Raw genomic sequence first — 13,226 nt, 5'->3', positions numbered from 1 at the left:
TGACCCCAGTGGTTAATGGACCTCGGCGGGCTCCAGGGGGTAGGGCGGGTCCCCGATGCCGACGATGCGCAGGTTGCCCCAGGGGTCTCGCTCCTGGAGGCGGCCTGCCGTCGGGAAGCGGCCGGGGAGGGTGAGGAAGACCTCGGCGCGGCCGGGGTCGGGGAGGTCGGCGCCGTCGGTGGCGGTGATGCGGCCGTACCAGTGGTAGCAGCCGTCGATGGGGTCGGCGTGGCCGCTGAGCGCGACTGTCACCGGAAGTAGTGAGCCGGGGGAGTCGAGGGTGGCCGGGCCCGAATACTCGTGTGCCGGTTCGCGATCCGCGGCGACGGTGAGGTCGTAGTGGCCCGGGTCCGGATGACGCATGGTGCGCCAGTAGGAGACGCTGGAGCCGGGCCACGCGGCGCGGTTGACGCCGTGCTCGTCCAGGTACCAGCTGTCGCAGCCACCCGAATTCCACACCGTGCCGGCCAGTTTCTGCTGGGTGCGGCGATTGAACTCGTGCTGGGTCGCCGCACGCACCTCCATCCGGGTGCTCGAGGTCTTGCGCAGCAGTTCGACGCACTGACGGATGTAGCGGGCCTGTGCCTCGATCATGAAGACGATCGACTGGTGCCCGCCGCCGGAGTTCGGGCCGACGATGAGGAACATGTTGGGGAAACCGTGCACGGCGACGCCGAGGAAACCCTCCACGCCGTCGCGCCAAGCCTCTTGCAGGGCAAGGCCATTGGCGCCGACGATGTGCTGATCGGCGAATCGGTCGGAGATCTTGAACCCGGTGCCGTAGACGATCGCGTCGACGTCGTTCTCGGCACCGTCGACGGTAGCGACGCCGGACTCGGTGATACCCGCGATGGGCGTGGTCACCAGGTCGACGTTGTCGCGCTGCAATGCGGGATAGAAGTTGTTGGACACCAGGATTCGCTTACAGCCGAGCCGATAGTCCGGGGTGAGCCGATCGCGAAGATCCGGGTCGGTGACCTGACGGCGCAGATGACCGCGCGCGACCATCTCCACCCGCCGCATCAGCTCCGGGTTCATGAACGCGGGAATCATGGACTCGTAGCCCCAGTAGATGGCCCAGCGGTAAAGCCGTTGCGCGCCGGGCAGATACCGGAACATCCCATGCTCCGCCGCGGAAAACCGACGGTCCGGCTTCGGCACGATCCAGTGCGGGGTGCGCTGGAACACCGTCACCCGCGCGGCCTCTTTGGCGATCTGCGGCACGAATTGCACCGCGCTGGCACCGGTTCCGATGACCGCGACCCGCTTGCCGCTGAGGTCGAAGTCATGGTCCCACTCCGCCGAGTGGAAACTCTTGCCGCGGAACGTATCCCGGCCCGGAAAGTCCGGCACCGATGGCTCGTGCAGCGGGCCCGGCGCCAGCACGACCAGGCGCGGGCGGAAGTGCCGCCCGTCCGCGAGGCCGATATCCCAGCGGTCGGCCGCGTCATCGAAGTCGAGAGTTACCACCTCGGCGTGCAGGCGAATGTGCCTGCGCAGGTCGTACTTGTCGACGGTGCGACGCAGGTAGTCCAGTATCTCCGGCTGGCGGGCGAACATGCGCGTCCACCGCTTGTTCGGCTCGAACGAGTACGAATACATCAGCGACATCACGTCACAGCCCGCGCCGGGATAGGTGTTCTCCCGCCAGGTGCCGCCGATCTCGTCGGCCTTCTCCAGCACGACGAAATCGTCGATGCCGGCCTTGCGCAGCTCGATGGCCATGCCGAGACCGCCGAAACCGGCACCGACAATGACGATTTCGGGGTCGCGCGTCATGCGAGCAGCCCCCGTCGCCGCCAGATCCACTCGCCGACCGGCCCGATCAGGCCCTGCTTCTGCAGGAACACACCGAGATTCGCGGCGCCGATGCCGAGCGCCTTCTTGGCGTCCGGGTTGTTGGTGGCGATCCGCCTGGCCGCGTGCCCGTCCAGACCGGCGCGGGTGTACATGTGCCGGTTGGTCAGCAGGTAGACGAACAGCGGCGCGGCGACCGCGACACACAGTCTGGTGTAAGCGAGTTCGGCGCGGGACATGGTCGGCACCATCCGAGCGAGCGCGTCACGGGCGAAACCGATGTGGCGCGCCTCCTCGGTGACATGGATGCGCATCGCGCGAGAAACCAAGGGCTGCAACTCCGGATCGTCCAGGGTGCGCCGCTGGATCGCGTCGAAGATCTCCTCGCCGACCAGCGCGCCGACCCAGGTCATGGAGCCGCGCAAGAAGATCGGCAGCACACCGATCGCCAACCGGCCCGCGCGACGCGGCCAGTACGGGCGCGCCTCGATGCGGTCGATCAGCTTGCCGAACATCATCATGTGCCTGCACTCGTCACCCATTTCGACGAGGGTGTAGTGCGAATGCCGGGTGGTCGGGTCGTCGGCGAGCAACTCGCGCAACAACAGTCGGTTCAGCAGGTTCTCGAACCAAATGCCGACCGAGAGGACGTTGGCCAGTTCCTGACGCGACAGTTCGCGCTGCTGCTGCGGCGTCATCGACTCCCACAGCTCGGTGCCGTACAGCGAGAGGACCTCGGCGGGGAGGAAGAGTTTGTCCGGATCGAGCGGCGCGTCCCAGTCCATGTCGACCACCGGGTCGTAGGACTTCTTGACCGATCCGGTCAGTAGGCGCTGTGCGAAGGACTCTTGCGGGATCAGTGCGGCGTCGTTGCCCATAACTGCTCTCCAACATGTCAACTAACCGATACGAGCTGTCACACTCAGATTAGTGAGACAGTCTGTCGCAGTCAACCATGTTGCGGGTATCGTGATTCTGTGACCACGACCAGCGGAAACCTCGAGTCTCCCGTCGCTGACGGCCGCGCTACCCGCTGGAACGGACATAAGGCACAGCGCAGGGCCGACGTCATCGACGCCGCGATCACCGTCATCGAGGAATACGGCGACGAGGTGTCGGTGCAACAGATCGCCGACCGCCTGAAGCTGCCGCGCCCGGTTGTCTACCGCCATTTCGAGGGCCGCGCCGACCTGGACGAGCAGATCCGCCGCCAGATCCTGGAATCGCTACTCGCGCAGATCATGCCGACGCTCGCGCCGGACGGCACGGTGCGCGATGCCGTCCGCGGCGCCGTCGGCACCTACGTCCGCTGGGTCGAACGCCACCCGAACCTGCACCGCTTCATCGGCGGCGTCGCGACCCAGGGCGATTCGTCGCTGGCCGGTGCGCGCGATCGGATCGGCGGTCGGCTGGCCGACCTGTTCGCCATCTGGCTGTCCCGCTTCGGCATCGATCCCGGCCGTGCGCGTCCGATGGCCTTCGGCATCATCGGTTTCGTCGACGGCGTCGTGACCAGCTGGCGCGCCGACCCGGCCACCACCCTCGCCTCGGACCAGGTCGAGGGCATTCTCACCGAATCGGTACTCGCGCTGTTCGAAGGCAACGCGCGCAGTCTCGGCGTCCCGTTGGAACGAGACGTGGTCGTCGGCGACCTGCTCGCCAGGCCGGAAGCGTTGCGCGCCAAGTAGTTCCCGTCAGGGGCGGTGCAATTCGACCGCCAGGGCGATCAATTCGGCCACGTAATCACCATCCGTGCGGGCCAGTCGCAGCGCCTCCGCGAGGGGAACCGCGCGCACTTCGAGAATTTGCTCGGCGTCGTCGGGGTTGGTCGGCGCGGCGTCGAGCACCACGTCGGCGGCGCACCAGAGCCAGGCCTTGTGCGGGTGCGGCTGCCAATCGCGAAAGGGGGCAGCTAGTTTGCTGGTGGCGTAGTGGGCGCCGAGCCAGCGGACCGGGCCGGTAAGGTTGGCGCCTGCTTCTTCGCGGAGCTCGCGGCGGATACACGCATCGATGGATTCGTCCTTCTCGCGAGTTCCGCCGGGCAGCAACCAGATATCGCGGTCGTCGCGGCACAGCACGATATTGTCGCCGACGAAGCAGACGACGTGGATGTTGGTGACCAGTTCGTCGGGTGGTGCTTCGGTGGCGAACCGAACGTCCATATCACCCCACGCCCAGTGGGTCGGGGTGTGCAACAACGGATAACGGTCGGCCAACGTCACCACCTGAAACTAGTGGCACCGGACGATACGTACGAGGGGGAATGTGTTGACTACGCTCATGCCGGTGTCCGAACCTGTGCCCCTGACGAGGCTGCTCGATGATGCGGGATTGCTCTCGCTCGAGCATCGCCTGCACGTCGAGGAAGTGCTCGGTCCGCACCGGTGGCAGGCCGATATGGAGGAGCGTCGGCTCGAATTCATCGGCGAAGACCAGACATTCGTGTGTACCGACTTTCACCTGCTCGGCACCGCCGACGCCGACACCTGGCTGTGGGCATGGGCGAATCCCTGGGGTTTCGCGCCGCCGCTGATCCGGGTCGCACGGATGGTGCGCGAGTTCGGCTTCCGATACGGCGTCGCCGAATTGTGCGCTGCGGAAATGCCTATCGCGCTCGGGCGCGCGACACCGGAACCGCACCAGGTGGCGGGGCTGCTCGCGGACGCCGCGAAAGTGATTTCCGGGCATTGGAGTTCGTACTGCGGCGTTACCGACGGCACCTGCGTTGCGTTTCTCGTCGAGCATCCGGCTTTCGTATTACCGCCGCCGAGCGCGGCCGTCTTGGCGCGCGTACTCGCCCACGGCATCGGCGCATTGCCGCTGGCCGAGCATCGGCGCGCCACCCAGAGTTACCTGAGCAGACGGGGTTTGGCCACCGGTTTCCTGGAGGACTATCGGTTGCTCGAATTCAGCGGCTCCGGCGTCGCTGGCACCATCGAATTCGATGACGAAGGCCTCGTCGCGAACGTGGACGTCGGCGTGGTCATGGACCGAATCGAGCTGCCGTCGGAAACGAAAGCGCAGTCGGCCAACTCGCTTTGAGTCATGCCGACCGCGCGTCCGATTCGTTCAGGCTTTGCCGCCGGTCAGTGCCTGGAAGCTGCGGTTCCATGCCCATTCGACCGGGCCGCGCTCGAAGCGCCGCAACCAGAGATGCGCCCCGGTCATGATGATGAGCGACACCAGCAGATAGATGCCGACGGTGAACGGGACCCGTGCGTCGGCGGAGACCCGAGCGGCGAGGCCGAAACCCCAGCCGTAGCACAGGATCGACGCCACCAGGTTCTGCAGGATGTAGCAGCTCAGCGCGGCTCGTCCGACCTCGGTGAGGCGACGACCGAGGAAGCCGACCCGAGGCCTGCGCAGGTAGAACTCCGCGACCAAGGCCAGGATGCCAAGCGCGACAACAGGTGCGGTGCCGTACCGGGTGAAGAGGAAGTAGTCGCCGTTGCCCGCGATACCGGCGATCAGGTCGATCGGCGCGGCCACGCCGAAGCCGACGATCATCAGCCACCGACGAATCCGCGCACCCTCCGGCCGGAAGACACCGGCCCGGTACAGCCGGGCGCCGAGCAGGAACAGCGCCACCGACATCCAGAACACGAAGACCGTCTCCGAGCGGAACTCACCAACATTGTGCAGGCGGAACACCACGAGATCCCAGAACGAGCCGTCCGCATAGGGATTCGGGTCCAGGGGCTTGCGCGGGGCCGACGGCGGTCGCGGCGCGAAGGCCATGGCCAGCCCGATGGCGGTGAGCATGGCGATATGGATGCCCGCCGCGACGATCAGCCAACGACGTTGCGCGCGTTCGCTTGTCGCGAGCACGAAGGCGACGAGCAGCCCGGTCATGGCATACCCCATCAACACGTCGTACTCCGCGACGAACACGAAGTTCAGCAGTCCGTCCAGCAGCAACAGCCCGGCCCGGATCGGATACTTGCCCGGCCAGCGTCGCCCGCCACGCCGCGCCGAGCCCTGCTGGATGGCGAGCCCGATCCCGAACATGACGGTGAGCAGCCCGAGGAACTTGCCCTGCGCGACCTGCTGCAGCGCCCGTTCGGCCCACAGCCAGCCGGTCGCCGGCTCCTTCAACTCGCTGATGTATCCGACGAGCCCCTCATGGTTGGTCAGGATCCAGATGTTGGTGCCGAGGGTGCCGAGAATCGCGATACCGCGCAGCACATCCAGCGCGACCAATCGGGAGTGCCCGGGCGCGTCTACCGCACGGTGTCGCCCCGCGGTGCCGAGGTGCGGATCGGCGAGAGATTCGGTCATGCCCTGACTATCGTGCCGACCTGCGCCTGCGCGGGTCCTCCGGAAGTACCACCTGCGGTATGAGATTGGGCTCCACCGGTGTGTACGGGCTGCGGACGGACTTCGCCCGACGATGCCCGTTAGGCTCGGGGCATGCAGCGCATCATCGGAATCGAGGTCGAGTACGGCATTTCGACCCCAACCGAGCCGTCGGCCAACCCGATCCTCACCTCAACCCAGGCCGTGCTCGCCTACGCCGCCGCCGAGGGTGTGCCGCGCGCGAAACGTACCCGCTGGGACTACGAGGTGGAGTCGCCGCTGCGCGACGCGCGCGGCTTCGATCTGAGTCGAATGAACGGTCCGGCGCCGGTGATCGACGCCGACGAGGTCGGCGCGGCCAACATGATCCTCACCAACGGCGCCAGGCTGTATGTCGACCACGCCCACCCCGAGTACTCCGCGCCCGAGGTCACCGATCCGCTGGACGCGGTCATCTGGGACAAAGCGGGCGAACGGGTGATGGAAGCGGCCGCGCGCCACGCGTCGAGCGTGCCAGGCGCCCCCCGCCTGCAGCTGTACAAGAACAACGTCGACGGCAAGGGCGCCTCCTACGGCACCCACGAGAACTACCTGATGAGCCGCGACACCCCGTTCAACCAGATCATCCTCGGCCTCACCCCGTTCTTCGTGTCGCGCCAGGTGATCACCGGTTCCGGCCGGGTCGGCATCGGGCAGTCCGGCGACCACGCCGGATTCCAGCTGTCCCAGCGCGCGGACTACATCGAGGTCGAGGTCGGCCTGGAGACCACGCTCAAGCGCGGCATCATCAACACCCGCGACGAGCCGCACGCCGACGCGGACAAATACCGCAGGCTGCACGTCATCATCGGCGACGCCAACCTGGCCGAGATGTCCACCTACCTCAAGGTCGGCACCACCGCGCTGGTGCTCGACCTGATCGAGGCGGGCGAGGACCTCTCGGACCTGCAGCTGGCCCGCCCGGTCACCGCCGTGCACACGATCAGCCACGACCCGACGCTGCGCGCCACCGTCGCGCTCGCCGACGGCCGTGAGCTCACCGGGCTCGCCCTGCAGCGGGTCTACCTGGACCGGGTGATCAAGTTCATGGATCGCACCGGCAACGAGGACAAGCGCGTCCAGGACATCATCGAGAACTGGGCCATGGTGCTCGATCTGCTCGAGCGCGATCCGATGGAGTGCGCGAGCCTGCTCGACTGGCCGGCCAAGCTGCGCCTGCTCGAGGGCATGCGCCAGCGCGAGGGACTCGGCTGGGCCGCACCGAAGCTGCACCTGATGGATCTGCAGTACTCCGACGTGCGCCTGGACAAGGGCCTTTACAACCGCCTGGTGGCCCGTGGCTCGATGAAACGTCTCGTCACCGAGCAGCAGGTGCTCGACGCGATGACCAACCCGCCCACCGACACTCGTGCTTACTTCCGCGGCGAATGCCTGCGCCGCTTCGGTGCCGACATCGCTGCGGCGAGCTGGGATTCGGTGATCTTCGACCTCGGCGGCGATTCGCTGGTCCGCATCCCGACCCTGGAACCGCGCCGCGGCACAAAGGCGCACGTAGGCAAGCTGCTGGACGGCGTGACCTCCGCCGCCGATCTTGTGGAACAGCTCACAACCTGAGCACGAGACCGGTACCGACTCGGCCCACATCGGTACGGAATACGACATCGTGTCGGTTCGGCTGGGTAGTGTTGAAGAACGAGCACGGACATTGCTCATGATCGGGGCCGTGCTCAGAATGGAGCTCCGATCATGATGAAGACAGAGGAGGTCGGCTGCCATGGCACAAGAGCAGACCAAGCGCGCCGGGGGCGGCGACGAGGATGACGGTCCGGAGGGTGTAGACGCCGCCGGTCAGGAGCGCCGTGAGAAGCTGGCGGAGGACACCGACGACCTGCTCGACGAGATCGATGATGTGCTCGAGGAGAACGCCGAAGACTTCGTCCGTGCGTACGTTCAGAAAGGCGGCCAGTGACAGTAGGTGACCCCTCGCGTCTCCACCTGGGGTACGCCCTCTCGTCCTTCTCCGAGTACCTCCGCATGCACGCTCCGGAAATGTTGCCAGGCAACAAGTTCGGACCGATCGATGGCGCGGGTTTGAGCGCCAACAGTGCGAAGGACATCGCGCCGCATGGCACCACCATCGTCGCGATCAGCTACCGCGGTGGCGTGCTCATCGCCGGTGACCGGCGGGCCACCCAGGGAAACCTGTTGGCCAGCAGGGACATCGAGAAGGTCTACATCACCGACAGCTTCTCCGCGGCGGGCATCGCCGGTACCGCGGGCATGGCCGTCGAGATGGTGCGGATCTTCGCGGTGGAGCTGGAGCACTACGAGAAGCTCGAGGGCGTATCCCTGACCTTCGACGGTAAGTCCAACAAGCTGTCGAAGATGGTGCGCGAGAACTTGCCCGCGGCCCTGCAGGGTCTTGCGGTGGTTCCGATGTTGGTTGGTTACGACGTCAATGCGACCGATCCGGACAAGGTCGGCCGCATCGTCTCGTACGACGTGGTGGGTGGACGTAGCGAAGAGCGGTTCGGCTATGCCGCGGTGGGATCGGGTTCGGTCTTCGCCAAGGGGTCGCTGAAGAAGCTGTACGCCAAGGGAATTGATCAGGAGCGCGCGCTACGCATCGCCGTCGAGTCGCTGTTCGACGCGGCCGACGACGACACCGCGACGGGTGGTCCCGATCTGATGCGCGGGATCTATCCGACGGCGATCGTCATCGATGAGGAGGGCGCGGTCGAGGTGACCGAGTCCCGTCTCGAAACGATCACCCGAGGGATCGTCGCCGATCGCGAGGCTGCCGAAGAAGGGAGTGCCCGCGCATGACACTGCCGTATTACGCGTCCGCCGAGCAGATCATGCGCGACAAGACCGAGCTCGCGCGCAAGGGCATCGGTCGGGGTCGCAGCGTCGTGGTCCTGGTGTACGACAAGGGTGTGCTGTTCGTCGCGGAGAACCCGTCCGCGACGCTGCACAAGGTGAGTGAGCTCTACGACCGGGTCGGCTTCGCCGCGGTCGGCAAGTACAACGAGTTCGAGAATCTGCGCCGAAGCGGGATCCTGCAGGCCGACATTCGCGGTTATCAGTACGACCGCCGCGACGTGACCGGTCGGGCGCTGGCCAACGCGTACGCACAGGTGCTCGGGTCGATCTTCACCGATCAGCTCAAGCCCTACGAGGTGGAGATCTGTGTCGCGGAGGTGGGTTATCCGGAGCAGCCGCCGACCACGGTGCTGTATCGGATCACCTTCGACGGGTCGATCGTCGACGAGCGCGAATACGTGGTGATGGGCGGCACGACCGAGCCGATCCTCACCGCGTTGAAGGCGTCCTACAAGCCGGGTCTCGACCTGGCCGGTGCGCTCGAGGTCGCGGTCGGGGCGCTGCAGGCCGGTGTCCCGGAGGGCGCGGAGAAGGAAAAGCGGGTGCTCGACGTGAACTCGCTCGAGGTCGCCGCACTGGAGCAGGCACGGCCGCGGCGGGCCTTCCGCCGGGTCACCAACTCCGCGCTGGCGCAGCTGCTGAGCCCGGCCAAGAAGGGCAAGGCCAAGGCGGCGGAACCGGCCAAGGAGGAGACTCCAAAGGCGGAGTAATCACCGACGAGAAGTTCGGGCCCGTGTAGGGGTGTAGCGCGATCGCGGACACCGGTGCACGGGCCCGAACTCTGTTCGCAGCGGGTGATCCTTCCCACTCTGGGCGGTGAGCCGGACCGAATCGTTGTGAAGACGTATGCGTTCGTGTTGTCCGCAGCCCCACGCGAGCGCATGACATGGCTGTAATGTCGATAGTGTGCAGCGACGAATCATGGGGATCGAGACCGAGTTCGGTGTGACATGCACCTTCCACGGTCACCGTCGGCTGTCCCCCGACGAGGTAGCCCGGTACCTTTTCCGCCGGGTGGTGTCCTGGGGCCGCAGCTCGAACGTGTTCCTCCGCAACGGTGCTCGGCTCTACCTTGATGTCGGGTCCCACCCGGAGTACGCGACTGCCGAATGCGACAGCCTGCACCAACTGGTGACCCACGACCGAGCGGGCGAGCGGGTCCTCGAAGAGTTGCTGATCGACGCCGAGCAGCGGCTCGCCGAAGAAGGCATCGGCGGCGACATCTACCTGTTCAAGAACAACACCGATTCCGCGGGCAACTCCTACGGTTGCCACGAGAACTTCCTCGTGGTGCGCGCCGGTGAGTTCTCCAGGATCTCCGACGTGCTGTTGCCGTTCCTGGTGACCCGTCAGCTGATCTGCGGTGCGGGCAAGATTCTGCAGACGCCCAAGGCGGCCACGTTCTGCCTGTCGCAGCGCGCGGAGCACATCTGGGAGGGTGTCTCGTCCGCGACCACGCGTTCGCGGCCGATCATCAACACCCGCGACGAGCCGCACGCGGACGCGGAGAAGTACCGCCGCCTGCACGTCATCGTCGGCGACTCGAACATGGCCGAGCCGACCACCATGCTCAAGGTCGGCACCGCCGCCCTGGTGCTGGAGATGATCGAGGCCGGCGTCTCGTTCCGGGACTTCGCCCTGGACAACCCGATTCGTGCCATTCGCGAGGTAAGTCACGATCTGACCGGTCGCCGTCCGGTGCGGCTGGCCGGTGGTCGTCAGGCCAGCGCCCTCGACATCCAGCGCGAGTACTACACCCGCGCGGTCGAGCACCTGCGCAACCGCGACCGCGATCCGCAGATCGACCAGGTCGTCGACCTGTGGGGCCGCACCCTCGACGCCGTCGAGGCGCAGGACTTCGCCAAGGTGGACACCGAGATCGACTGGGTGATCAAGCGCAAGCTGTTCCAGCGCTACCAGGATCGCTACAGCATGGAACTGTCCGACCCGAAGATCGCCCAGCTCGACCTCGCCTACCACGACATCAAGCGCGGCCGCGGCGTCTTCGACCTGCTACAGCGCAAGGGCCTGGCCAAGCGGATCACCGAGGACGAGGCGGTAGACGCCGCCGTCGACACCCCACCCCAGACCACAAGGGCCAAACTCCGCGGCGACTTCATCACCGCTGCCCAGGAAGCAGGCCGCGACTTCACCGTCGACTGGGTCCACCTCAAGCTCAACGACCAGGCGCAGCGCACGGTCCTGTGCAAGGACCCGTTCCGCTCGGTCGACGAACGGGTAGATCGCCTCATCGCTTCGATGTAAAAGCTGATACCGCGAGCATTCTGACTGCGCTGCGGGAAGCTCGCGACGAGTATCTAGTGCCTGGTTCGCGCAGGATTCCGTCTCATTCCGCCGCGTTGGCCGACGCGGATGTCGATTGCCGCAATCGTGCCTACCGTGGACGTATGGCAGACACGGAACTCCTGAACGAGCTGCTCGACGTCGAGCGTAAGGGCTGGGACTCGCTGTGTGATGGCACGGCAGCGGATTTCTACGGTTCCCTGATGACCGGCGACGCGGTGCTGGTGCTGGCCAACGGGATGATCCTGGATCGCGGCGAAGTTGTTGCCGCGCTGAACGATTCACCGCCGTGGCGAACCTACGAGATCCTCGACCCGCGCCTGGTCGACGCCGATGTGGACAGCAAGATTCTCGTCTACACCGGCGTCGCCTACGGCGAGGGCGAGGCGCCCGCGTTCCGCGGGATCATGTCGAGCGTCTACCTGCGCGCGGGCGGCGAATGGAAGCTGGCGCTCTATCAGCAGACGCCGATCGCGGGCTAGCCCCCTCAGCCGCACGGCGTTTGACATCCGCACGCGTGTCAGCGCGTGGTGCGGAAAATCAGAGGGCGTGCGGCGGACTAACCCTCGGCGAGGTAGCGCTCGACGGTCTCGACCTTCGAGGTCATACCGTCGGTGACGCCGGGGCGGATGTCGGCTTTGAGGACGAGACTGCAGCGCGGAGCGACCTCGAGGATCGCGTCGGTGGCTTGTTTGACGACACCCATCACCTCGTCCCATTCGCCCTCGATGGTGGTGAACATGGCGTCGGTGCGGTTCGGCAGGCCGCTGGCTCGCACGATGCGGACGGCTTCGGCGACGGCGCGGCCGACATCGACGCCGGTGCCGAGTGGGGTCACGGAGAAGGCGATGATCATGTGATCAATACTGCCCGCCCCGCACATGTGATCGAGCGAATCGCGCGCCGACGCGCACGCGCGCAGCCGAGCAGATTACCCTCTATCGGGTGGCGATATCCAAGGTCGAGCGGCTGATGAATCTGGTCATCGCGCTGCTGTCGACCCGGCAGTTCCTGACCGCCGAGCGGATCAGGGACAGTGTCGCGGGATACGAGGATTCCGCCAGCGACGAGGCGTTCAGCCGGATGTTCGAGCGGGACAAGAATGAGCTGCGTGACCTGGGCATACCCCTGGAGATCGGCCCGGTCGGCCGGTACTCCTCGGTGGAGGGCTACCGGATCAACCGCGACGCCTACGAGCTGCCCGAGATCGACCTGACCGACGAGGAAGCCGCCGCCGTCGCGGTCGCCGTGCAGATGTGGGAATCGCCGGAACTGGCCGCCGCCGCGGACGGCGCGCTGCTTAAACTGCGCGCCGCCGGAATCCATGTGGAAACCGATGCCGCGGTGGCCTCGGTGCCCGCCGTTCCCGCGCGCACCCGCGGCTCGGAACCGGTGCTCGGCAAACTGCTCGCCGCGATCGACGCGGGCCAGGCGGTGCGATTCGAACATCGCGGCGCGATCAATGCCCCGTATCTGATGCGCGATGTGGAGCCGTGGGGCGTGGTGACCAGGCACGGCCGCTGGTACCTCGTCGGGCACGACCGGGCGCGCGATGCGGTACGCAGCTTCCGGCTGTCCAGGATCGGCGACGACGTGACCGCCTACGGGCCGGAGAACGCCGTCAGCAAACCGGACGGTATCGACCTGCGCAAGATCGTCGACACGGTCACCAGCTCGGCGCCGGTCAGCGGCACGGCAACGGTGTGGGTGGCCGACGGGCGCGGGCGGGAACTGCGCAGGATCGGTCAGGTGACCGGTGAACGCACCATCGGCGGCCGGGTCGGCGCCGTGGTCGAGCTGCCGGTCCGTTCGCGCGACTGGATTGCCCGCCTGATCACCGGCCTCGGCCCGGACGCCGTTGTGCTCGCGCCGGAAGAGCTGCGCACCGATGTTGTCGCTCGGCTGCGCTCGGTCTTCGACCATACGGAGGTCACGGCGTGAGTGAG

14 protein-coding genes are annotated in these 13,226 nt (G+C 66.5%); 9 read left to right on the top strand and 5 right to left on the bottom strand.

What is annotated here, in order from left to right:
• Window positions 1-12: 12 nt before the first annotated feature.
• Both OG203_RS08340 and OG203_RS08335 read right to left on the bottom strand, forming a co-directional pair.
• Window positions 13-1,779 (bottom strand): DUF4873 domain-containing protein, encoded by a 1,767-nt coding sequence (locus tag OG203_RS08340; protein WP_405165097.1) that lies wholly within the window; start codon window positions 1,777-1,779, stop codon window positions 13-15.
• Window positions 1,776-2,675, bottom strand: a complete 900-nt coding sequence (locus OG203_RS08335) for a diiron oxygenase (RefSeq protein ID WP_405165096.1) — start codon at window positions 2,673-2,675, stop codon at window positions 1,776-1,778. The genes OG203_RS08340 and OG203_RS08335 overlap by 4 nt, the downstream gene beginning before the upstream one ends.
• Before the next feature lie 99 nt (window positions 2,676-2,774).
• Here OG203_RS08335 and OG203_RS08330 point away from each other — a divergent pair, with 99 nt between their 5' ends.
• Window positions 2,775-3,485, top strand: coding sequence for a TetR/AcrR family transcriptional regulator (locus OG203_RS08330; RefSeq protein WP_405165095.1), 711 nt, complete (start codon window positions 2,775-2,777; stop codon window positions 3,483-3,485).
• Window positions 3,486-3,491: 6 nt separating this feature from the next.
• Here OG203_RS08330 and OG203_RS08325 read toward each other — a convergent pair whose 3' ends face one another.
• Entirely contained in the window at window positions 3,492-4,019 is a 528-nt protein-coding gene (locus OG203_RS08325; protein ID WP_405165094.1) for an NUDIX hydrolase, read from the bottom strand.
• Window positions 4,020-4,083: 64 nt separating this feature from the next.
• Between OG203_RS08325 and OG203_RS08320 the strand changes: the two genes are divergently transcribed.
• Entirely contained in the window at window positions 4,084-4,839 is a 756-nt protein-coding gene (locus OG203_RS08320) for a DUF6882 domain-containing protein (protein ID WP_405165093.1), read from the top strand.
• A gap of 27 nt (window positions 4,840-4,866) precedes the next feature.
• Here OG203_RS08320 and OG203_RS08315 read toward each other — a convergent pair whose 3' ends face one another.
• Window positions 4,867-6,075 carry a DUF418 domain-containing protein gene (locus OG203_RS08315; RefSeq protein WP_405165092.1) on the bottom strand — a complete coding sequence of 403 codons (1,209 nt, stop codon included), beginning with the start codon at window positions 6,073-6,075 and terminating at the stop codon, window positions 4,867-4,869.
• Between the two features lie 132 nt (window positions 6,076-6,207).
• Here OG203_RS08315 and dop point away from each other — a divergent pair, with 132 nt between their 5' ends.
• From dop to OG203_RS08285, 6 genes are all read left to right on the top strand, one after another.
• Entirely contained in the window at window positions 6,208-7,707 is a 1,500-nt protein-coding gene (dop, locus tag OG203_RS08310) for a depupylase/deamidase Dop (protein ID WP_405165091.1), read from the top strand.
• A 160-nt stretch (window positions 7,708-7,867) separates the two neighbouring features.
• On the top strand, window positions 7,868-8,062 hold the full coding sequence (locus tag OG203_RS08305) for a ubiquitin-like protein Pup (protein ID WP_405165090.1): 195 nt from the start codon (window positions 7,868-7,870) through the stop codon (window positions 8,060-8,062).
• A complete protein-coding gene (gene prcB, locus OG203_RS08300) occupies window positions 8,059-8,919 on the top strand; it encodes a proteasome subunit beta (protein ID WP_405165089.1) in 861 nt (286 codons plus the stop codon). Before OG203_RS08305 ends, prcB begins: the two co-directional genes overlap by 4 nt.
• Window positions 8,916-9,686 (top strand): proteasome subunit alpha, encoded by a 771-nt coding sequence (gene prcA, locus OG203_RS08295; protein ID WP_405165088.1) that lies wholly within the window; start codon window positions 8,916-8,918, stop codon window positions 9,684-9,686. The genes prcB and prcA overlap by 4 nt, the downstream gene beginning before the upstream one ends.
• A gap of 196 nt (window positions 9,687-9,882) precedes the next feature.
• Entirely contained in the window at window positions 9,883-11,241 is a 1,359-nt protein-coding gene (gene pafA, locus OG203_RS08290; protein ID WP_397134504.1) for a Pup--protein ligase, read from the top strand.
• A 143-nt stretch (window positions 11,242-11,384) separates the two neighbouring features.
• Entirely contained in the window at window positions 11,385-11,762 is a 378-nt protein-coding gene (locus tag OG203_RS08285; protein WP_405165087.1) for a nuclear transport factor 2 family protein, read from the top strand.
• Between the two features lie 77 nt (window positions 11,763-11,839).
• Here OG203_RS08285 and OG203_RS08280 read toward each other — a convergent pair whose 3' ends face one another.
• The gene (locus OG203_RS08280; protein ID WP_040735631.1) at window positions 11,840-12,136 is read right to left on the bottom strand and encodes an MTH1187 family thiamine-binding protein; all 297 of its coding nucleotides are present in this window, start codon (window positions 12,134-12,136) and stop codon (window positions 11,840-11,842) included.
• 89 nt (window positions 12,137-12,225) lie between these two features.
• On the opposite strand from OG203_RS08280, the gene OG203_RS08275 reads away from it, so the two are divergent.
• Window positions 12,226-13,221: a helix-turn-helix transcriptional regulator gene (locus OG203_RS08275; RefSeq protein ID WP_405165086.1), complete on the top strand. Its 996-nt coding sequence runs from the start codon at window positions 12,226-12,228 to the stop codon at window positions 13,219-13,221.
• Window positions 13,222-13,226 lie beyond the last annotated feature (5 nt).

The organism is Nocardia sp. NBC_01499 (genome assembly GCF_045040275.1).
In the GTDB taxonomy this organism is placed as follows: domain Bacteria; phylum Actinomycetota; class Actinomycetes; order Mycobacteriales; family Mycobacteriaceae; genus Nocardia.
Note: the sequence above shows the minus strand (reverse complement) of the source record. Positions and strands in the feature narration are given on the sequence as shown.

Excerpts from the sequence above, each read along its gene's own strand:
- OG203_RS08340 (WP_405165097.1), bottom strand. The coding sequence starts at position 1,779 with ATGACGCGCGACCCCGAAATCGTCATTGTCGGTGCCGGTTTCGGCGGT.
- OG203_RS08335 (WP_405165096.1), bottom strand. The coding sequence starts at position 2,675 with ATGGGCAACGACGCCGCACTGATCCCGCAAGAGTCCTTCGCACAGCGC.
- OG203_RS08315 (WP_405165092.1), bottom strand. The coding sequence starts at position 6,075 with ATGACCGAATCTCTCGCCGATCCGCACCTCGGCACCGCGGGGCGACAC.
- dop (WP_405165091.1), top strand. The coding sequence starts at position 6,208 with ATGCAGCGCATCATCGGAATCGAGGTCGAGTACGGCATTTCGACCCCA.
- OG203_RS08305 (WP_405165090.1), top strand. The coding sequence starts at position 7,868 with ATGGCACAAGAGCAGACCAAGCGCGCCGGGGGCGGCGACGAGGATGAC.
- prcA (WP_405165088.1), top strand. The coding sequence starts at position 8,916 with ATGACACTGCCGTATTACGCGTCCGCCGAGCAGATCATGCGCGACAAG.
- OG203_RS08285 (WP_405165087.1), top strand. The coding sequence starts at position 11,385 with ATGGCAGACACGGAACTCCTGAACGAGCTGCTCGACGTCGAGCGTAAG.
- OG203_RS08280 (WP_040735631.1), bottom strand. The coding sequence starts at position 12,136 with ATGATCATCGCCTTCTCCGTGACCCCACTCGGCACCGGCGTCGATGTC.